Consider the following 18,922-nt stretch of genomic DNA (forward strand, 5'->3'; position numbering starts at 1 on the left):
CTGGCCAGAGGCAACACCGCCTCCTCGAATAGGCCTAATACATAGATGCAACCGGGTCCCTTTGTTCAAAACAGCAGGAAAAGCGGGTAGACAATGTAGGCGAGTCCATACATAGGAGCGGCCCCTGTGCCGCGATTGGGCCCGCCAGGGCCCACCTCTCACAGACACAGAGGCGACCTGGATCGACAGCTGCTCTGCAGATCATGAGCACGTCCAGTCTCCCGCTGCTTGCTCCGTCTGGATGGCGGGGCTTTACCTGGCGACAGAAACCAGAAAAACGCCTGCCACATCAGTACGTTAAGGCTTCTAAACCCATACCCTGCCGCACTCTCTCTGACTCACCAGACCAACGGTAGATTGACGAACGCCTGCGGTTTTGCTGTATTGAAACCGGTTTCACTCTGCATCACAGACAATAATCACAAGAGACCTGCAATGACCGATGCACCTTCCTTCTCGCGCGAGCGGGTCACCATCAGCGAAGTCGCGCGTGTGGCAGGCGTGTCCAAGGCCACCGTCTCGCGCTACATCGGCGGCGACCGCCAGCTGCTGGCCAGCGCCACCGCCGAGCGCCTGGAAGCCGTCATCGAACGCCTGGGTTACCGCCCCAATCAAATGGCCCGCGGGCTCAAGCGCGGCCAGACACGGCTGATCGGCATGCTGGTCGCCGACATCCTCAACCCTTATTCCGTAGCCGTGATGCAAGGCGTGGAAACCGCCTGCCGCCAGCATGGCTACAGCCTGGTGCTGTGCAACACCCAGCGCGACGACGAGCAGGAAGCGCATCACCTGAAGGCTTTGCAGTCCTACAACGTCGAAGGGCTGATCGTGAACACCCTGGGCCATCATCCAGGCGAACTGCTCACCTTGCAGCGCGACGTGCCCATGGTGCTGGTGGACCGGCAATTGCCCGACCTGAACGCGGACATGGTCGGCCTGGACAATGCCGACGCCATCGAACAGGCCCTGGACCATCTGCAGGCGCGCGGCTACCGCGACATTCTGGCCGTGACCGAGCCCCTGGATGGCACCAGCTCGCGGTTGGAGCGGGTCGACGCCTTCACCGCCTCGATCGACACCCGTGCCGGCATGCGTCGGCAACTGCTGCAGGTCGATGCCCAGCTGCACGCGTCGATCGCCCGTTTCGTCGCCAGCTGTGGACACGGCCCCCAGGCAATCTTCGCCTTTAACGGCGTGGCGGCCCTGGCCGTCAGCCAGGCCTTGCACAGCCTGGACCGCCACCTGTTCGAGGACGTGGGGCTGATCGCCATCGACGAACTGAACTGGTACCCACTGGTCGGGCGAGGCATCACCGCCTTGGCCCAGCCCACCGAGCGCATCGGCGCCGCCGCCTTCGAGTGCCTGCTCGAACGCCTGCGTGGCAGCGGCCATGCACCACGGCGCCTCGACTTCAAAGCCGACCTGATCATCCGAGGTTCCACCCAACTCAACGACTAGTCGCCCGCTCACTTTGGCGGCGCGACCTGGTTCACCCAAAAATGAAACCGGTTTCACAAGGACAAGAACAATGCATCCGAACCCCGTTTCCATCAGCCTGTCCAGCTACGGTGCCACTCTGGTCCGACAGCAGGGACAAGGCAGCTTCCTGCCCCTGCTGGCCGCCGCCGGGGTGGACCGTGTCGAGCTGCGCGAAGAACTCTTCGTCCAGCCGCCGGACGCCGCCGCGCTGACGGCTGCCCTCGAGAGCGCCCGGCTGGAGTGCCTGTATTCCTCGCCCCTCGAACTCTGGACCCCGACCGGAACGCTCGACGAGCGCCTGCCCGAGACACTGGCTGCGGCCCGTGCCCTTGGCGCGGTCGCCTTGAAGGTGTCGCTCGGGTATTACCAGGCGCACTGCGATGTCGCTGCGCTCAAGGCCCTGCTCACGCCGGGCGATCCGCAGCTGCTGGTGGAAAACGACCAGACCCAGCAGGGCGGGCGGGTCGAGCCGCTGCTGCAGTTCTTCCAGCGCGCGCAGGCGCTGTCGGTGCCGGTGGGCATGACCTTCGACATCGGCAACTGGCAATGGCGGGGCGAGTCGGCCTTGCAGGCCGCCCGCCTGCTGGGTCGCTGGGTGCGCTACGTGCACTGCAAGGCGGTGGAGCGTGCAGCGTCCGGCCGGCTGGCTGCCGTGCCGCCCCAGGCGTTCGACCTGAAGGCATGGGAAACACTGTTCGGCGCCTTCGCGCCGGGCGTGCCTCGCGCCGTGGAATACCCCTTGGTCGGTGATGATCTGCTGACGGTGACCCGTGACCAGGTACGCCACCTGCGCGCTTTGGGCGCCGTCGAGGAGGTGGGCCATGCCTGAGCATGACGTGCTGTGTTTCGGCGAGACCATGGCGATGTTCGTCGCCGAGCAGACCGGCGACCTGGCCGCTGTCGAAGCCTTCACCAAACGGATCGCGGGTGCGGACAGCAACGTGGCCATCGGCCTGGCGCGCCTTGGCTTCCGGGTGCGCTGGCTGAGCCGGGTGGGCGACGATGCGCTGGGACGCTTCATTCTGGCGAGCCTGCGCCAGGAAGGCCTGGACTGCAGCCAGGTCGAGATCGACCGCGACCACGCCACCGGTTTCCAGCTCAAAAGCCGTTGCGACGACGGCAGCGACCCGGTGGTGGAGTACTTCCGGCGCCATTCCGCCGCCAGCAAGCTGTCGACGGCGCAGTGCACGCCGGCCCTGCTCGACGCCCGTCACGTGCACGCGACGGGCATTCCACTGGCGCTGTCGCCGAGCTGCCGGGCGCTGTCCCACGCCCTGGTGGAGCACATGCGCGAGGCCGGTCGCAGCGTCTCCTTCGACCCGAACCTGCGCCCGTCGCTGTGGCCAGATCGCGAAACCATGGTGCGCGAGGTCAACGCGCTCGCCGTCAAGGCCCACTGGGTCCTGCCGGGTCTCGAAGAGGGCCGATTGCTGACCGGTCAGCAGCAGGCTGCCGACATCGCCGAGTTCTACCTGGACCATGGGGTGGAGCAGGTGGTGATCAAGCTGGGCGACGAAGGCGCCTACTACCGCAACCGCCAGTCCCAGGGCGTCGTCGCGCCGGTCCCGGTGGCTACGGTGATCGACACGGTCGGTGCCGGCGATGCCTTCGCCGTCGGTGTGGTCAGCGCGCTGCTCGAAGGCCTGTCCCTCGATGATGCAGTGGCCCGCGGCAACTGGTGCGGCAGCCGTGCCGTGCAGTCGCGCGGCGACATGGAAGGCCTGCCGACGCGGCCTGAACTGGAGGCGCACGTTCTGCGTAGAAGCGCCTGATACCCGGATCGCCGGCACGCCGGCCCTGCTGCGACAACAACAAAAAGCTCAGGAGTACGATTCATGCAGTCCACGACCCTTGCTCCACGCCGCTGGTGGTACATCATCCCCATCGCGTTCATCACCTACAGCCTGGCCTACCTGGACCGGGCCAACTATGGCTTCGCCGCCGCCTCGGGCATGGCCGACGACCTGAAGATCACCCCGGCCCTGTCGTCGCTGCTGGGGGCGCTGTTCTTCCTCGGCTACTTCTTCTTCCAGGTGCCCGGCGCCATCTACGCCGAAAAGCGCAGCGTGAAGAAGCTGATCTTCGCCAGCCTCATCCTCTGGGGTAGCCTGGCCACCCTGACCGGCATGGTCAGCAACGTCTACCTGCTGATCGGCATCCGCTTCCTGCTGGGCGTGGTGGAAGCCGCGGTCATGCCGGCCATGCTGGTCTACCTGTGCCACTGGTTCACCCGTGCCGAGCGCTCGCGAGCCAACACGTTCCTGATGCTGGGCAACCCCGTGACCATCCTGTGGATGTCGGTCGTGTCGGGTTACCTCATCAAGCACTACGACTGGCGCTGGATGTTCATCATCGAAGGCCTGCCGGCCGTGCTGTGGGCCTTCATCTGGTGGCGCCTGGTGGACGATCGCCCGGCCCAGGTGAGTTGGTTGAGCGAAGCGGAAAAGACTCGCCTGGAACAGGCCCTGGCCGCCGAGCAGCAGGGCATCAAACCGGTGAAGAACTACCGCGAGGCCTTCCGTTCGCCGCAGGTCATCGTGCTGTCGATGCAGTACTTCTGCTGGAGCATCGGGGTGTACGGGTTCGTCCTGTGGCTGCCGTCGATCCTCAAGCAGGCGGCCAACGTCGACATCGTGACGGCCGGCTGGCTGGCCTCGGTGCCCTACCTGGCGGCGGTGGTCGGCATGGTCGGCGTGTCCTGGGCCTCGGACCGCCTGCAGAAGCGCAAGCGTTTCGTCTGGCCCCCCTTGCTGATCGCGGCCGTGGCCTTCTACGGGTCCTACGCGCTGGGCACCGAGCACTTCTGGCTGTCGTATGCGCTGCTGGTCATCGCCGGCGCCTGCATGTACGCCCCCTACGGCCCGTTCTTCGCCATCGTGCCCGAGATCCTGCCCAGCAATGTGGCCGGCGGGGCCATGGCGTTGATCAACAGCATGGGCGCCCTGGGGTCGTTCGGCGGTTCGTGGCTGGTGGGCTACCTCAATGGCGTCACCGGCGGGCCGGGCGCTTCGTACCTGTTCATGTCCGGTGCTCTGCTGACGGCCGTGGCGCTGACCGCCGCTCTGAAAACACCACACATATCCGGTCGCGCCAAGCGCGGCGGACCGCGTCTGGCCATGGGTCAATAGGAAGCTGTGATGAAGAAGCGAATCGTCTTGTACAAGCGTTTGTCCGACGCCCTGCTCGCACGCCTGGAGGCACAGGTCGACGTGACCTGGGTCGACATGACGGCGCCCGATGGCCTGGCGCGCCTGCGCGATGCCTTGCCGGGCGCGCACGGCCTGCTCGGCGCCAGCCTACGCCTGGACGGCGCGCTGCTCGATGCCGCGCCGGACCTGGAGGTGATCTCCAGCGTGTCGGTGGGCATCGACAACTACGACGTGCCCGACCTGACCCGCCGTGGCGTGAAGCTCACCAACACCCCGGACGTGCTGACCGAGACCACCGCCGACACCGGGTTCGCCCTGATCCTGGGCACGGCGCGACGGGTCGTGGAGCTGGCCGGATGGGTGCGGGACGGGCAGTGGAGCAAGAGCCTGGGGCCGTCGCACTTCGGCACCGATGTGCATGGCAAGACGCTGGGTATCGTCGGCATGGGCCGTATTGGCGAAGCACTGGCACGACGCGGTGCGGCCGGGTTCGGCATGCGAGTGCTCTACCACAGTTCGCGGCCCAAGCCGGATGTCGATGCCCGGTACGGTGCGCAGTATCGCGACCTGGACGACCTGTTGGCCGAAGCCGACTACGTGTGCCTGACGGTGCCGTTGAATGCCAGCACCGAGGGCTTGATCGGTGCGCGGGAGCTGGCCTTGATGAAGCCCGAATCGATCCTGGTGAACATTGCCCGTGGTCGTGTCGTGGACGAAGCGGCGCTGGTCGAGGCCTTGAAGGCACGGCGGATTCGCGGAGCGGGACTGGATGTGTTCGTGCAGGAGCCGTTGCCTGTCGATTCGCCTTTGCTCGGGCTGGACAACGTGGTGGCGACGCCGCATATCGGTTCGGCGACCCATGAGACCCGGGAGGCCATGGCCCGGTGTGCCGTGGACAATCTGCTGGATGCGCTGGCGGGGAGGGTGCCGGGGAACTGGGTCAATGCGTGGTGAGGTGAGAGGCGCGCTTCTGCGATCTGGAAAGAGGCCAGATATGACCTAGTGAAGGCCACTGCGGCGTTCAATGAGTCATTCATACGCTGTAGGGGCCTGACCTTCAGGGTTCACCGGAGCAAAAATGAAGCGGTGCATTGCCACGATCGGTTGCCTATCGCTACCGTGATCCTGCGCAAAGCACCCTCTTTAGGAGTATCCCCATGGAAGACCGCGACCTTACCCCACAGATCTGGCACATCCTCCACGAGCACCTAGCCAGCACGACACCGTGGGAGTGGCATATCTACGCTGACGGCTCCAACTACAGCGACAATCAACCGGGCCTGAAATGGTTGCTGGATCAGCCTTCGCTGGAGCTGGCTACGGCGCTTACTATCTACTGGAACCTGGGCGCCGCCTGGTATGTGGCCTATGAGACCGTGGAGCAGGCGAGCGACCCGGATACCTTCGCGCTGCTGCGACTCATCGAAGAACGTGTCGAGAACGGCTTCTACCAAGGCCGCAGCCTCTGGTTCGATCCCATGCAGTCCGAAAGTTCGACGCCCAACGACTATCCCGATCAACCCGTCAATCGCCCCGTGCCTGCCGCGATGCTGCAAGTGGTCAACGGCACTGAGTACTACGACCGAGACCTGGTGCAAGCCGAATACGAGGAAGGCTTGCCGCTCGCCGTGGCCCAGCGGATTTATGACCTGTTCGAGTGAGAGCCGCTCGCTTCATCGGTAAGGGGGCATTGAAGGGAAGAGAAACGCATTTTCTGCTCTTGATTCAACTCCCCGGCCGATACTGCAACGCCTCCGCCAGATGAGCCCGCCCGATCGCCTCCACCCGCGCCAGATCGGCCAGCGTCCGCGCCACCTTGAGCAACCGATGCGCCGCCCGCAGCGACAAGGTCAGTCGCTCGCAGGCGCCTTCGAGCCAACGCTGATCGGCCTCCGTCAACGCGCAATGCCTCCGCAGCTTGTCCAGCGTGAGAAACGCATTGGCACAGCCTTGACGCCGTTGCTGCACCTCGCGCGCCTCGGCGACGCGCTGGGCCACGCTGGCGCTGGTTTCACCACTGGGGCTGGCGTCGAGCACGGTGGCTTCGCGGGCCACGGTCAGGTGCAGGTCGATGCGGTCGAGCAGGGGGCCGGAGAGCTTGTTGCGGTAGCGCTGGATCTGGTCCGGGCTGCACCGGCAACGGCCGGTAGGGTCACCGAAGTAGCCGCAGGGGCAGGGGTTCATGGCGGCGACCAGCTGGAAACGCGCCGGGAAGCGCACCTTGTCCTTGGCCCGGGCGATCACGATTTCACCCGACTCGAATGGTAGGGGTGAATCTCACACATAGAAACCAGCAGCCCCAAAAGGCACCAAGCGAGCTTGGGCACCTTTTAAGGGCTACCCTTAAATCAGGTCAAAGATGGATTTAAGATTCTTAATCGACTTAATAGAGGGAGAGAAACCTTGGGAGGCAGCTTGATAATGCCACCGCTTTGCCTCTCTCAAATTTTGGACATCTTTATCAGAGAAGTATTCCTGTGTAAGGTTAACTCTCTTGATATAAAAAAGTGCCAAGTTGAATTGAGAGCCGACGTCTCCATTTTCCGCAGCCATTTTTGTGAAAACTTCAATATCATTTTTGATGCTGTCGCTTCGCATTTCCTCGGAGATTTGAAGGCCAGCTCCTGACAGGAAAACCTGACATAGTAAATTACCATCAAGAGCTTGCTTCCGTATAATTTCACCAGCCTTCTCTGGGCCGCATTCTTCAAATATTCTTTGAATATCATTTAACTCACGTATAACACCATAATTCATACTTCAAACCTCCATATTAAAGCTTAGGCGATGTTGTTACTCACGACTATTTTACTCGGTCAATGATGGCATAACAACATCCGGCACAACGCACCTCTATGCTGAGATGATGAAAAATGCTATCGTTTTGGCATCAAAACAAGGGACTTGCTATGATGAAAAAATGGATATATGAAAAATCGTTAGTAATATGCTTAGGGGCATTGGCACTTTATATTTTAATATGGTGCACCGTCTCTTATATTGGCGTCCAAGTAACTTATATATTGGGGCCAGTGATTTTAGTATCTGGGCTTCTCGCCTATTTTTGTTCGCCTTCCGAAAAATCGACTAGCAGAGAGTGAAAAATGAAGACATTAAAGTTTTTGACGTATGGGTCGTTTTTAGTCATTTTAATAAACTTGGCTCTTGCCGTTAACTCATCTATGAATGGGACCTATGACTCCAGTCAGGTGCAACGTATGGTGCCGTTCATATTCATATTCTTGATTTCTATATCTGCTTGGTTATTAATTTATATTTTCAAGAAGGTTTTTTCAAAAGCAAAGCCTAACGGTTAATGGGGGGCGTTTTGAACGGTTGAACTTGTTCAGGCGTTCAAAATGACCAGATGAATGCAGTGGATGGTCAATTCATATTCGTGAAATATTAAAGAATATGGTTGACCTCTATTCGATGTTTAAGGTCAGACCCTGAATTTATTTTTGGTTTTCTATTGACAAGGTTTTTCATTGATTTTAAGCCCAAATACGACTGTCCAAGAAAATGAAAACTCAAAAAAATGACATAAAAAACTATAAAAAACTCAATGCACTTTTTTCGTGCGTCAACAGAAATAGGTAAAAAGCGGCTTCTTTTTATTCTCTGTATTAGCATACGCATCAGATAGTAAATCAATTAAAAACGGCACTTTCATAAGTTTTGATTTTTGGGAATTTTATTGCCAAGAATGCTTTTGATTTTTATATGCGAACTTGGTTCGCAATTCTCAGATGCTTTTGATTTTGCTCTTCTTGGATAACTCTTAAATAAGTGTCGCAAGCTGATTTTATAGGTTTTCTTGGACGTTTTTAATTTTCAAAAAAATCAACTCTTTTCAATGTTGATGTTAGAAACTATGTATTTATTTGACAATCATGCTCGGCATGCTATTTATATTAGTAATGAACAATAAAAGCTTGCATGATATTTATTCCACAACGCATAACCCTTAAAAATCTCACCCCTGAATTCTTCTTTGCAGAATGTGAAAGGCAGTATTTTTTTGAGCGAGCCATCGAAAAAAAGATGACTTCAAAAGAGTATTTTGAAAATAAGCTAAATAACTCATCAAAAAGAAAATGTTCAAGATTAGCCAAGGAAATAAAAAGCATTAAGGATAAGTTCAACTGGGTTGCCAATTGCGGCGAATATAAATGCTGGAAAATACAAAATAAATACGTTCTTAATGGCGACTTGAACGAAATTGTAAAAAATATCGCGTTTGTTTTCGAGAGAATTCAAGAGCAACTGATAATAAAGCAGAGAAACCTTAAAAACGATGAATCCGGCGAGAGTATTTTTTCACGCATAAAAAATGATTGGGATATTGGTTATGGTATCAAAATAAAGGATATTAAAGGGTCAGCTATAAAAGACAAGCTCATCAATATTGCCGATGAAAGAAAACTCAAATCACAAATAAAAAGAATACAAAAACAAAGAAACGAACTTATGAAGCTGCACTCAGGGTTGATTGGTTCAGGTCGAACATTTGAGATTTGTAGTGATGAAGTTGTTCGAGATAGAGACGCCGCAGAACAAAAACAATATGAATATATATTGAGCAAATACGTTGTTTATGAAGGCCATAAGAAAATCCCACTATCAAAAGTAGTGAGCACTGAAAAACAAAGATTTGCTGAGATATATGTTCAAGTTTCATCGTTGGACACCTACGCCAAACGACTTGACTACAAGCCTCTATTTATCACTTTCACCGCTCCGGCAAGATTTCACCCAAAGCCGTCGAAAGGTGCCAGTTCTTGGGACGGTTCAACCCCAAAGGATAGCAATGATTACTTGAAAGGCTTATGGAATGCTTTTAGAAAAGACATTCATAGACATAAGATTGAGATGAATGGTTTCTGGGCTGTCGAGCCACACAAAGACCAGTGCTTTCACAAGCATGCTTTAATGTATGTTAATAAGAAACATTATGATGAACTAGTAATCTTGATTAACAAGCATTTTAGACACTCGGAAAACGCCGTAAGAATAGAAGAGATTGACACAAAGAAAAGCAAGGCAACATCATACGTGATGAAGTATCTAACTAAGTCATTTAGCATGGACTTTGAACTGAAAGACGGCGTGTTAAATATTGACAAGCTAGAAATCTCAAATCATAAAAAAGTGAGGGCTGTTCAAGCTTTATGGTCTGTTCGTCGATACGCAATGTTCGGAGTTAAAAATACGCTTTCATTATGGCGAGAACTTAAAAGAAAATCATTCTTGAAAGGAAAAAATGAAGCTCTTGATAAGGCGTTCATGTTTGTTGAAAGAAACGACTTTATAGGCTTCTCTATGTTTGTTAATGGAAAGCTTAAAATAAGGAGGGTTTTTAATGAAATTCAAATTATGAAAAATGATTTGCTGGGCGATGTATTTGGCAAAAGCCTAATAGGTAAATACATAATTGATTTGGAAACGAACGAAGTGATTGATATTAAATCCACTTGCAAGATTATCGATGCATCATCGCTTGATAGTGCGGTCATCTAATAAATACATACTTATCTATTGATTTGCTAGAATGCCATGTTATATTGAAGCTAGGACATGGGAGGATAATCAATATGAAATTAATAAGAGTGGCTAGCGGAAAAAAAGAAGTTTTAAAATTCATTAAAAAATTGGGCATCGATGGTATGTATGAAAACATTAGAAACATACACAACAATAGTGAATGCGATTTATTTTATGATACCGTGGATGGCGAGTTCAAAGCGTTAGTAGACCAAAGTAAGGTTCCGTATGAGTATTGGGATAACTGCTTGAAGATGTAATCGGTCGGATAGACTATCAGCCAGCTAATGCTGGTTTTTTCGTGCCCGAATTTTGTCATCAAAAATATGTATTTATTTGACTATACTTTAATTTGTGCTCTAATAAATATATATAAATAAAAAGGGGCACCATGAAAAAGACAAAATCAAGCTTAAAGCCTTGTACAGTTGTACTGAACGCTGAAATACTCAATCAATTCAAATTGGTCGCAAAAGAACACAAGTTTCCCTTGTCTCGTTTTTTAAATGACTGCATGAAAGAGTATTTGAATGTAAGCCGTGTTAACGGGTTCAATAAAGATGTAACGCTACAAGTGGGGATTAGGAACTTTCAAGCCCAAGACAAATAAAAGCCCTGATAGGGCTATTTTTTTTACTGTGGTTTTAAGTCAAACGCTACCGCTCTTTTGTTTGCCATATGTGCTTTAAAAGCTTGTTCAAGCTGTTTTGCTGCCGTTGGGTCTCTTTCACTAATTTCATCAAACATCTTATAAAAATCCTGTCTTAAATTATATTGGCGTTTAATTTCACCTTTTCTCTCATAGATAAGATTTTGTTTGTCCATGTATCTATGGCCCGCAATGTCGCTTTTACTGTTTCCAGTAAATAGTGTTTTATCAAGCTTTTTCTGTATACCTCCAAACGCTTCAACAAGTTCATCATTAGAGTATGTTGAATAGACACCTTCAATCTTGTGATTTTCAGGCTCTGGAAGCGGCTCTGGTGCCATCGATGTGTAAAGGTCATCTACGACAGGCTCGACTGATTTTGATGGTTCTATGGCTTCCCTAGGAGCTTGTGCGTCTGGTATATGGTTGGGTGTTTCAAACTCTCTCATCAACTCATCTATCAAGTCGTCATTGTTGGCTGCAACCTGTTCTTGTTCAACCTGCTTTGTAGGTTCTGCTGGCTTCTCTGGTGTGGTTTGAACAGGTGTAGGTATGACGGGTGGAGCAATGACAGGCTCAACTGGCTTAGGTGCTTCTACGGCCACCGTTGGGAATTTTGGTGCTGGTTGTGGTTTTGGTTCTGGCTTCTTATTCATCGAAGCATATTGCTCCTGAATTTTCTTCAATTCGTCTAAATCTGCTGGTGTAGGTTTGTAACCTTCAAGCTTGAACCCTTTGGCTTCCAATCCCATTAACTGAAATTCAAGCCATATATTTTTCTTAAAGAAATTAGGGCCATTCACTGTGAATGATTGTGGTGGTTTGGCGTCAGCAACAAGCCTTTGAATGCCAGCCTTTGCTGACTGTCTTGATAAATCATGGAATGAAACTTTTGACGGGTCTTTGTAATACTCGAATGATTTCTTGCTGCTGGCTGAATTATAGAAATATTCAACCTTGTCACTATGCTGAATAAACTTGAACTTGGTGGCAAGCACTGAGTTCGGCTTAATCTTTTTCATGTAGTCGGGTTCTGCTTCATCGGAAACAATAGAACAATCTTCGTATTTCTTAACGTTGTGCTTATTTTTCAAAGTCTGCTCAAAGCCAGTGTCATCACCTAGTTTTGCTTTAAGTGTTTTGTAAGATAGGCCAAGCTCGGATGCTTTGAATATCTGGTCTTCATGTTGAATGGCAAAGGAAGTTCTCCCATTATAGATAACGTTGTATCCGTTATCTGTGATTTTGTTTATGAAGTCACTCGGAGAGCTCGACTGTTGCAGGAAAACTTTTAAGTCAGTCTTCATTTCTTCTTTATTAGAAATAATCCCACGTATTTCAAGCATGCGTTCATTCGATGATGGTTTTTTGTCGGCGTATTTTTTATTTATTAAGTCTCTCTTTTGCTCCGCTGTTTTGTCTTTGTATTTTGAATTATTGTTCAAGGTATCAATGTCTCTTGATATTCTGTTTTTGGGAGCAATCAAGTTGTGTTTCTTTTCTAGATGTTCGCACTCTCTTTCTATCTTGCGATAGTCATTGCTGACGTTGTAGCATTTACCATCAAAGTCTTTTATTGCCCATACAATATGAACATGAACCTCATCTGTATCAATGTGAACGCCTAACGAATACTTTCTGTTTGAAAGTTTATGCGTGGCCTCATAAAGTTCTTTTGCAATATCTCGGGCTTGCTCTGGTGTAACATTGTCATTCGTATGAAAGCTAACAACATCGTGCTGGGTTCTAACTGATTGCTTTCTACCTTTCTTGCTGTCAGTAATATCGCTTTCAATTGATTGTGATATTGCTTTCGCAATATCTTTCTTTGAAGCATTCAAAGGCGTGTGCATGTTGGACTCGAATAATACGCACCCATCTTCTTTGTTGAAATACTTGGCCGTTTTGTAAATGGCTGATTTTGATTTTTGAGTGCTGAGTTTTTTGCGTATCATGACTTACCTACTATGGTTAACTTCTCCTTTTTCATTTTGTTCAATTTCGTGGTAAGTATATTTATGTTTTTGTCGAGAGCAGTTATTGCTTGCAGAATATCAAGAGGTGGTTCTTCTTTTGCGTTAAGGTATTTGGCTATTTGATTTAGGTTGTTGCCATATTGTCCTAGTAGCTTTTCAATTCTATCAATGTCTTGTCTAAGCTCAGGATTGGTGATTTCAATAATTTCATTGATGCCATTATTGACGACGTGAGAAATAAAGCCGGACTGGCTTTTATTTATCAGTTCTCTTTGGTGTTCAATTTTGATGTAATCACTTTCGGATATTCTTACATTCATTTGTCTTGGTTTTTTATTATCACTCATACATTCCTCATGGTTGTTGATTTGTTTTTGATTTTAATTTTTCAAACGTAGTGCGAAAAATCGAGCGTAAATGTAAGCAACGAACGAAGTGAGGTGCTATACATTTACATTGCTCGCATATAAAGAATTCAAACTACTAATATCAAGTTACCATATATTAAAATGTTTTCAAGTTTGTATAGTGTTCAAGAATGAGTAGGTGGCGTGCTAGTTGTGTGTAGCAGCGTATAGTAACGTATAGCAGACATAAAAAAGGCCACCTACTTAGGCAGCCTACTTTGATTATGATGGCGTCAATTAAAGTATTCGTTGAGATTATTGATGCCAAACTCTTTAAGTGGATTATGTAGGCTGAACTGTTTTGCTATGCGGTCAATTTCAAAGCCATTCTGGAAAATCTTAGCAAACAAAGTTCTTGTTGTTTTGTCGAAGTTGAATTTAAAAGTGATGTCATTAGCAACAAAGAATTGATTTATTTTTAAGCGGCCATCTTCTGTTTTATACAAATCAATTATGTCGTTTTCCGAGTAAATGTTTATAGTGGTTTTCTTGATGTTTATTTGTGTTTGTAGTTCTGCAAGGTTTTGTTCAATGTCGTTGATATTTGCTTCTGTTTTGCTAACTACCTCTAAGAATTCTTTTGGGATAACGCCGCTGGTGAAGCCAGCAAAAGATTTCATTAGGTTGTCTCTGTAACTTTTTTGTTCAAGCAAAAGGTTGTTCAGTTCAACAATTTTCTTGTTGTCTTTGGTTTGGGTTTCTCTGTTTGACAGGAGCTTGATTAGTAACTCTTTAAAGTTTTCTGTTCGTTCTTCCTCGTCAATATCTTCCTGTGTTGGAAGGCGATACTTCATACCGCTTTCGCGAGTTATCCATTCATATTGAATTCCAGTGTCTTCGATTTCGTTTTGCCACGGATGAACGTCGAAGTCTTCATGTGTCGTGGATTGATATATGAGTTCAAGAAATAACCCAAAAGCCAAGTCAAAACGGAAGCGTGGTTGGTCACATCCATTTTTTAACTCTTTGCGTGTGTAGCATTGAAAATATGGATAAACGACGCCCTTGGGGTTTGTTTGTTTTTCAAAAAGCATAGATGCATCACAGCAATCACATTTGATGCTGTGACGGAAAATGTTCAGACTTCCAACACTTTGGTTGCCATAGTTTTTTCTTTGTGCTCTGTTTTTCATTGCCGCTATTGCTTCATTAAACAGTTCATATGAAACGATTTGCGGATAATAATTTTCAATGTATCGTTCAAATACTTTCTTTTTGTTTTCGTCTCTTCGCTGAGCCATGTAAGCACCGAGAACGTATTTCGTATCTATTAGATGCTTTATATTTCTACTTGACCATTTTCGTTTTGAATAAGCATTGAGCTTTTTAATTGATAATGACACGCCAACATATTTCAAGCTCTCAAAGAAATCTCTTATTTCCTGAGCTTCTTCTTCCTCGATTTCAAAGCAGTTAAGCTCTGTATTATATCGAATTCCATATGGTGGATTATGGGCGTTAAAAATGACTTTTTCTTCTTCGGCTAACTTCTTGGCTCTATTCCATGCGGATTTTCTACGAACTGATTTCGTCTTACTTTCTTCGTATGCTCGCTTTGCGATAACACTTAAAAGAATATCTTGTTGTAGGTCATCAATACGGTTTGTTTCGTTTGGTTTTTCATATCGTTGACCATCAATAGTCGTTATTAAAATAACACCTTTTTCAAGGATGCCATTGACCAGTTCTTTTGCTTGTAGAAGTCTTTGGCGACTAAGGCGGTCGATACTTTCAACGAATATGTAGTCGCCTTCCTTGATATGCATATCACTAATCATATCAATGAGTTCTTTTAGTTTTCCTTTTCTCTTGTTGCTTCCGTCGTGTGCAGATATGCCCGTATCCGAGTAGATATTCTCGGGCGGCAACTTAATACCTTGTTGCTTTGTAATGGCTTGGATTGAGGCCATTTGACGGTCTACGGAGTCCCTACCGGCTTCACCTTGGGCCTTAGACGAGTAGCGGATATAAGCGTAGGCAGTAGGCATTCCGGGCTTCCTGTGACGTTTGGAAAAGTGTGAGAATACCACCTGCCAGTCTCCAACGGCTCGCGCAGCACTTCCAGTACACGGCGTTCGAACTCCGGCAGCTCGTCCAGAAACAGCACGCCGTGGTGGGCCAGGGTGATCTCGCCGGGGCGTGGCCGACTGCCGCCACCCACCAGCGCCGGCCCGGAGGCAGAGTGGTGCGGGTGCCGGAAGGGCCGTTGCGGCCAGTGGTTCAGGGGCGTGCGGCCGCTGACCGACTGGATGGCCGCCACCTCGAGCGCCTCGTGTTCGTCCAGCGGCGGCAGCAAACCAGGCAAACGGCTGGCCAACAGGGTCTTGCCCGTGCCGGGCGGGCCGGTGAACAGCAGGTTGTAACTAAATCCACCAATTTTGAAAAAGCGTTGCGACCGTCCATCTGGCATCATTGGAAAATACTTGCATTAATTACTGAATTATGCTTGACAGAAAGTGGATTCCGTGCTAACCTGTTGATCTCAGTGGGAAATTCCCCCTGCCCTTCCTTGCAACACCTATATCCCCGCTTGCTAATACGACGACCGGAACAGAAGGGCCGTGTCGACGTGTTCTCTTGCCTGTTCTCGACTCAGGACACGCCGGATCGAGACCAGTTGCATTAGGTCGCAATAGTTGTACCGAGTGGTTAAGTGCGCTTCAGCAAGAAGAGCACGCAACTGGCCACCTAATTATAGACTTGCCCCGCAATAGGGCACTCACACCTCATCGCGAAGGTGTATCACAACTACGAACAAGCTTAACCCCAAAGCTCTACGCAGAGTTATGGCTTCGCTTTGTCCGCTATACGCTGTAACCAACTAAGGACACAACAATGGCACAACGCCCTTTGAGACGTAACACCTGTGAGGGTTGTGGTCGAATCCACTACTCCCGCTCTACATTGACACGCTTCTGCTCGTCGACTTGCCAGTCGCGTACATGGAAGAAGAACAATACTACTAGTCAGGCGCAGCTTGAACAAGAGTACCTTGCCCAAGAAGCAGCGGCAAACAGCAAACAACTAAAGGAAGCAGTTTAAAATGACAATCAGTGAATTCACCTACGGCGATCAAGTCATTGAGTTCTTCAAGCACGACGAGAAGGAATTCAGCGAGCTGTTAGATCAAAAGGTCTCACGATATAACGGCAACTCTGAGGGACTGTATTTCAAAGAGCCAGCCGCCAATATCGACTGGGTACGCAGCAAGCCCATTAATGCCGCCCTGCTTGAACTTCAAGAAGAGTGGCGAAAAGGCTACACTCTTATTAGCTCCCAATACCACACGCTTGATTTCAGAGCACAACTGCGGAAGCCAGAAAAGGTGATTAAGTCGGAGCTTCGCACATTAACAGAGCAAGTTCGAGCTGACTACGAGAGAAGCCGATACGAGCGTAATGTTGCCGAAACTCATCGCCAAGTTGAGATCACCCTTTCAATCAAACGGCGCAAAGAAGAGGCAAAGGCAGCGGCCGGTCTAGCAGCAGCATTGGCAGCACTGCAAGAAGACGAGGAAGCTGCTCTGGCCGATCTTCGTCGGGCTTACGCTGAGCCTGTCGAGGCGGCCTAACAAGCCCCCTTAGGCAAGCTCTTAAAGGCAGCAAGTAGTATAGATTTTGTCCGCCTTGATCGCTGAACCCCGCATGGCACAAGGGCTCCAGCCCAATCGCTATGCACAATTCCAGTAGGAACCTACATGCGAATCTCCTTATACCGGCCTGAGCACCAAGCGAAGTTGCTTCGCTTGATGAAGCACACAGGCGCCATTAACCCTACCCGAGTGGTAGAACAATTGATTGAAGAAGCTGCCATGCGGCTTGATTCCCTAGAGAGTGGAACGAATGTCACCAAGCAAGACCAAGAAGAACAATACCCGTAACTACAGTTACATCTGCTCCACCTGCAACAGTCCATACGCTGGTCGCCGAGAGCAGGCGGACAAGTCCAAGCGATTCTGTAAGGATAGCTGTAGAAAGGCCAAGTCAAGACAAGCAGGTAAGGCCACAAAGCGGCAAACACGCATAGAGGACCAGTTCACTCGTTTCTGTAAGAGCAGTTTCGGGCAGTGGGTAATCAGAGAGTGTGTCAAGGCCAACACGGTCTGCATCATGATGGGCCACACCACCACATCGCTATTCGAGCTTGAGCAGTTTCATAACCGCTACTACAAGTGCTATGGCTTCAACCCAGATGAACAGAAGTCTGTGTATCACCGCTGCCACATCCAAGCCCGTATAGGCGTAGATGGCTCAGTGGGAGCACTGCACCCGCTTAATCTGTTCATCGGCCTGTGGCTGCCTAATCAGCAAGCCGGTAACAAGTTCGTATCATCAGATGCGGGGCTGAGCATCCCAGCTCACAAGCTGCAAAAGAATTGGCAAGTAGCCGTGGGCGACACTAAGCAGCAGGTAGCAAAGAAGGTACGCACCCTGCTGGGCACAGAGTTCATCGAGTATCTGGCCCAATCCGCTGCTTTGGAGCTGGATACATTGCACACCTTGGCCCGGCAAATCTATAACCGGCAGCAGAAGGGCAAAGCGGTACAGGAACTGGAAGACCGCTATACACTTGGCCAGCTTGAGCAACTACCGCTAGAGCAGCTAGAGCTTATGGACGCCCACCAGCGGGGCAAAGATTTGTTCACCAAGTTTAAGCCAGAACTGCACACCCGTGCTTCTTTGTGCGTATATGCGGATGAGCTTGAACGGATGGCAGCGGTATCACCATCACAGCGTCACCGGGACAACTGCACCTTTATGCTGGGTCTGGTGCGGGTGCTTGGTGTCTATATCGCCCAGCAAGAATGCCCCGTAGATGGTGGTCACAAAGCCTTTCTGCCGCAAAAGGGGTTTGAATGGCAGCCGCTCGCCTATGTGAACTGGCAGCAGCCGTGGGGTAAGCCCAGCCGACAGCTAGTAGATGCAGACCACCAATTGCTGATCCAGAGCATCACCGAGCACTGTTACCATGCGCTATCGGGTGCAGACATCCCCAAGGGTTTACTACGTGCTCGCCTGCTCAAGCGGCTTGATGTGACCACGCTGGCGCCAACGGTGCTTGTACCTGATGAACAGCGGTTTAAGCAAATGGGGGCGTGGCCTGCTTACATCGCTGCTCTGTCCGCAAATGCTGAGCTAGTATGGCGTCCACTACTTGCACTGGATCTGTGTACCCCCCAGCAGGTTGAAGCCGCCCGCACTGGTCTGCTCGATTGCCTGCATACAGCTATCGGGAATGGGCGTCGAGCCTATTTGGCGCAGCCACGGTTTAGTCGCTTCCATCGTGGGCGTCATTACAATCGGTGGGGGTTCAAGGGCTACCCGGCCCACCTTGAGTTCCCATCAATGGCAGCGGAGCCATTCCCGCTGGTCGCTTAGAAGCTAGGCAGTCTCCACCATTAGCGTTTACTGGTTTCAGAACCTATCTCTATCCAATTCTGTCGTGCGTCAATATCCGTGCTGGCTTATCCCCGCGCCTAGCTAAGCCCCTAATTCCGGGGGGCTACGCTACAGGTACTAAGCAAACCCCGCCACACGGCCTTGTCTTTCAAGATTCATGGAGTTCTGGCGCCAGCGTGACTGGACTCCCTGCATTGGCGTAAAGGTGAACCCCGTTACAGGGTCTTGGATCGACCTGGCAACTCTTCTAGGGCGTAGAATTTACTACCCTTCGTCATCAGCCCGCCTCTGTGCGGGCTTTTTTGTGCGTGACCGTATC

13 protein-coding genes and 2 pseudogenes are annotated in these 18,922 nt (G+C 50.7%); 9 read left to right on the forward strand and 6 right to left on the reverse strand.

Annotation, left to right across the window (positions count from 1 at the left end; all coding sequences use genetic code 11):
- The first annotated feature begins 435 nt into the window (after window positions 1-435).
- From G7007_RS08790 to G7007_RS08815, 6 genes are all read left to right on the forward strand, one after another.
- The gene (locus G7007_RS08790; RefSeq protein WP_181100888.1) at window positions 436-1,458 is read left to right on the forward strand and encodes a LacI family DNA-binding transcriptional regulator; all 1,023 of its coding nucleotides are present in this window, start codon (window positions 436-438) and stop codon (window positions 1,456-1,458) included.
- Between the two features lie 70 nt (window positions 1,459-1,528).
- Entirely contained in the window at window positions 1,529-2,308 is a 780-nt protein-coding gene (locus G7007_RS08795) for an AP endonuclease (RefSeq protein WP_181100891.1), read from the forward strand.
- Window positions 2,301-3,251, forward strand: coding sequence for a sugar kinase (locus tag G7007_RS08800; protein ID WP_181100894.1), 951 nt, complete (start codon window positions 2,301-2,303; stop codon window positions 3,249-3,251). The genes G7007_RS08795 and G7007_RS08800 overlap by 8 nt, the downstream gene beginning before the upstream one ends.
- 63 nt (window positions 3,252-3,314) lie before the next feature.
- Window positions 3,315-4,607: an MFS transporter gene (locus tag G7007_RS08805; protein WP_181100896.1), complete on the forward strand. Its 1,293-nt coding sequence runs from the start codon at window positions 3,315-3,317 to the stop codon at window positions 4,605-4,607.
- A gap of 9 nt (window positions 4,608-4,616) precedes the next feature.
- On the forward strand, window positions 4,617-5,582 hold the full coding sequence (locus G7007_RS08810; RefSeq protein WP_181100899.1) for a 2-hydroxyacid dehydrogenase: 966 nt from the start codon (window positions 4,617-4,619) through the stop codon (window positions 5,580-5,582).
- A 203-nt stretch (window positions 5,583-5,785) separates the two neighbouring features.
- Window positions 5,786-6,289, forward strand: coding sequence for a DUF4274 domain-containing protein (locus tag G7007_RS08815; protein WP_181100902.1), 504 nt, complete (start codon window positions 5,786-5,788; stop codon window positions 6,287-6,289).
- A 64-nt stretch (window positions 6,290-6,353) separates the two neighbouring features.
- Here G7007_RS08815 and G7007_RS08820 read toward each other — a convergent pair.
- Window positions 6,354-6,893, reverse strand: a pseudogene (locus G7007_RS08820) (ATP-binding protein); the annotation flags it as partial.
- Window positions 6,894-6,971: 78 nt separating this feature from the next.
- Window positions 6,972-7,385: a sel1 repeat family protein gene (locus tag G7007_RS08825; protein ID WP_181100904.1), complete on the reverse strand. Its 414-nt coding sequence runs from the start codon at window positions 7,383-7,385 to the stop codon at window positions 6,972-6,974.
- 1,182 nt (window positions 7,386-8,567) lie between these two features.
- Here G7007_RS08825 and G7007_RS08830 point away from each other — a divergent pair.
- A complete protein-coding gene (locus G7007_RS08830; protein WP_044269811.1) occupies window positions 8,568-10,148 on the forward strand; it encodes a replication endonuclease in 1,581 nt (526 codons plus the stop codon).
- Between the two features lie 657 nt (window positions 10,149-10,805).
- Here the strand turns inward: G7007_RS08830 and G7007_RS08835 are convergent.
- The 4 genes and pseudogenes from G7007_RS08835 to G7007_RS08850 form a co-directional block, all read right to left on the reverse strand.
- A complete protein-coding gene (locus G7007_RS08835; RefSeq protein WP_181100907.1) occupies window positions 10,806-12,776 on the reverse strand; it encodes a relaxase/mobilization nuclease domain-containing protein in 1,971 nt (656 codons plus the stop codon).
- Window positions 12,773-13,144 (reverse strand): plasmid mobilization protein, encoded by a 372-nt coding sequence (locus G7007_RS08840; RefSeq protein ID WP_044269803.1) that lies wholly within the window; start codon window positions 13,142-13,144, stop codon window positions 12,773-12,775. Before G7007_RS08840 ends, G7007_RS08835 begins: the two co-directional genes overlap by 4 nt.
- Before the next feature lie 293 nt (window positions 13,145-13,437).
- A complete protein-coding gene (locus tag G7007_RS08845) occupies window positions 13,438-15,192 on the reverse strand; it encodes a recombinase family protein (protein ID WP_044269875.1) in 1,755 nt (584 codons plus the stop codon).
- A 44-nt stretch (window positions 15,193-15,236) separates the two neighbouring features.
- Window positions 15,237-15,569 (reverse strand): annotated as a pseudogene (locus G7007_RS08850) (ATP-binding protein); the annotation flags it as partial.
- 678 nt (window positions 15,570-16,247) lie between these two features.
- On the opposite strand from G7007_RS08850, the gene G7007_RS08855 reads away from it, so the two are divergent.
- Both G7007_RS08855 and G7007_RS08860 read left to right on the forward strand, forming a co-directional pair.
- Window positions 16,248-16,775: a hypothetical protein gene (locus tag G7007_RS08855; RefSeq protein WP_181100910.1), complete on the forward strand. Its 528-nt coding sequence runs from the start codon at window positions 16,248-16,250 to the stop codon at window positions 16,773-16,775.
- A gap of 271 nt (window positions 16,776-17,046) precedes the next feature.
- Window positions 17,047-18,582, forward strand: coding sequence for a hypothetical protein (locus G7007_RS08860; protein WP_258198521.1), 1,536 nt, complete (start codon window positions 17,047-17,049; stop codon window positions 18,580-18,582).
- Window positions 18,583-18,922 lie beyond the last annotated feature (340 nt).

It is taken from the genome of Pseudomonas entomophila (assembly GCF_013523125.1).
Lineage (GTDB): Bacteria > Pseudomonadota > Gammaproteobacteria > Pseudomonadales > Pseudomonadaceae > Aquipseudomonas > Aquipseudomonas entomophila_B.

Bases quoted from the DNA above. Each gene is read 5' to 3' on its own strand.
- G7007_RS08855 (WP_181100910.1), top strand. From the start codon at position 16,248: ATGACAATCAGTGAATTCACCTACGGCGATCAAGTCATTGAGTTCTTC.
- G7007_RS08815 (WP_181100902.1), top strand. From the start codon at position 5,786: ATGGAAGACCGCGACCTTACCCCACAGATCTGGCACATCCTCCACGAG.
- G7007_RS08795 (WP_181100891.1), top strand. From the start codon at position 1,529: ATGCATCCGAACCCCGTTTCCATCAGCCTGTCCAGCTACGGTGCCACT.
- G7007_RS08860 (WP_258198521.1), top strand. From the start codon at position 17,047: ATGTCACCAAGCAAGACCAAGAAGAACAATACCCGTAACTACAGTTAC.
- G7007_RS08825 (WP_181100904.1), bottom strand. From the start codon at position 7,385: ATGAATTATGGTGTTATACGTGAGTTAAATGATATTCAAAGAATATTT.
- G7007_RS08805 (WP_181100896.1), top strand. From the start codon at position 3,315: ATGCAGTCCACGACCCTTGCTCCACGCCGCTGGTGGTACATCATCCCC.
- G7007_RS08790 (WP_181100888.1), top strand. From the start codon at position 436: ATGACCGATGCACCTTCCTTCTCGCGCGAGCGGGTCACCATCAGCGAA.
- G7007_RS08800 (WP_181100894.1), top strand. From the start codon at position 2,301: ATGCCTGAGCATGACGTGCTGTGTTTCGGCGAGACCATGGCGATGTTC.
- G7007_RS08840 (WP_044269803.1), bottom strand. From the start codon at position 13,144: ATGAGTGATAATAAAAAACCAAGACAAATGAATGTAAGAATATCCGAA.
- G7007_RS08830 (WP_044269811.1), top strand. From the start codon at position 8,568: ATGATATTTATTCCACAACGCATAACCCTTAAAAATCTCACCCCTGAA.
- G7007_RS08835 (WP_181100907.1), bottom strand. From the start codon at position 12,776: ATGATACGCAAAAAACTCAGCACTCAAAAATCAAAATCAGCCATTTAC.
- G7007_RS08810 (WP_181100899.1), top strand. From the start codon at position 4,617: ATGAAGAAGCGAATCGTCTTGTACAAGCGTTTGTCCGACGCCCTGCTC.
- G7007_RS08845 (WP_044269875.1), bottom strand. From the start codon at position 15,192: ATGCCTACTGCCTACGCTTATATCCGCTACTCGTCTAAGGCCCAAGGT.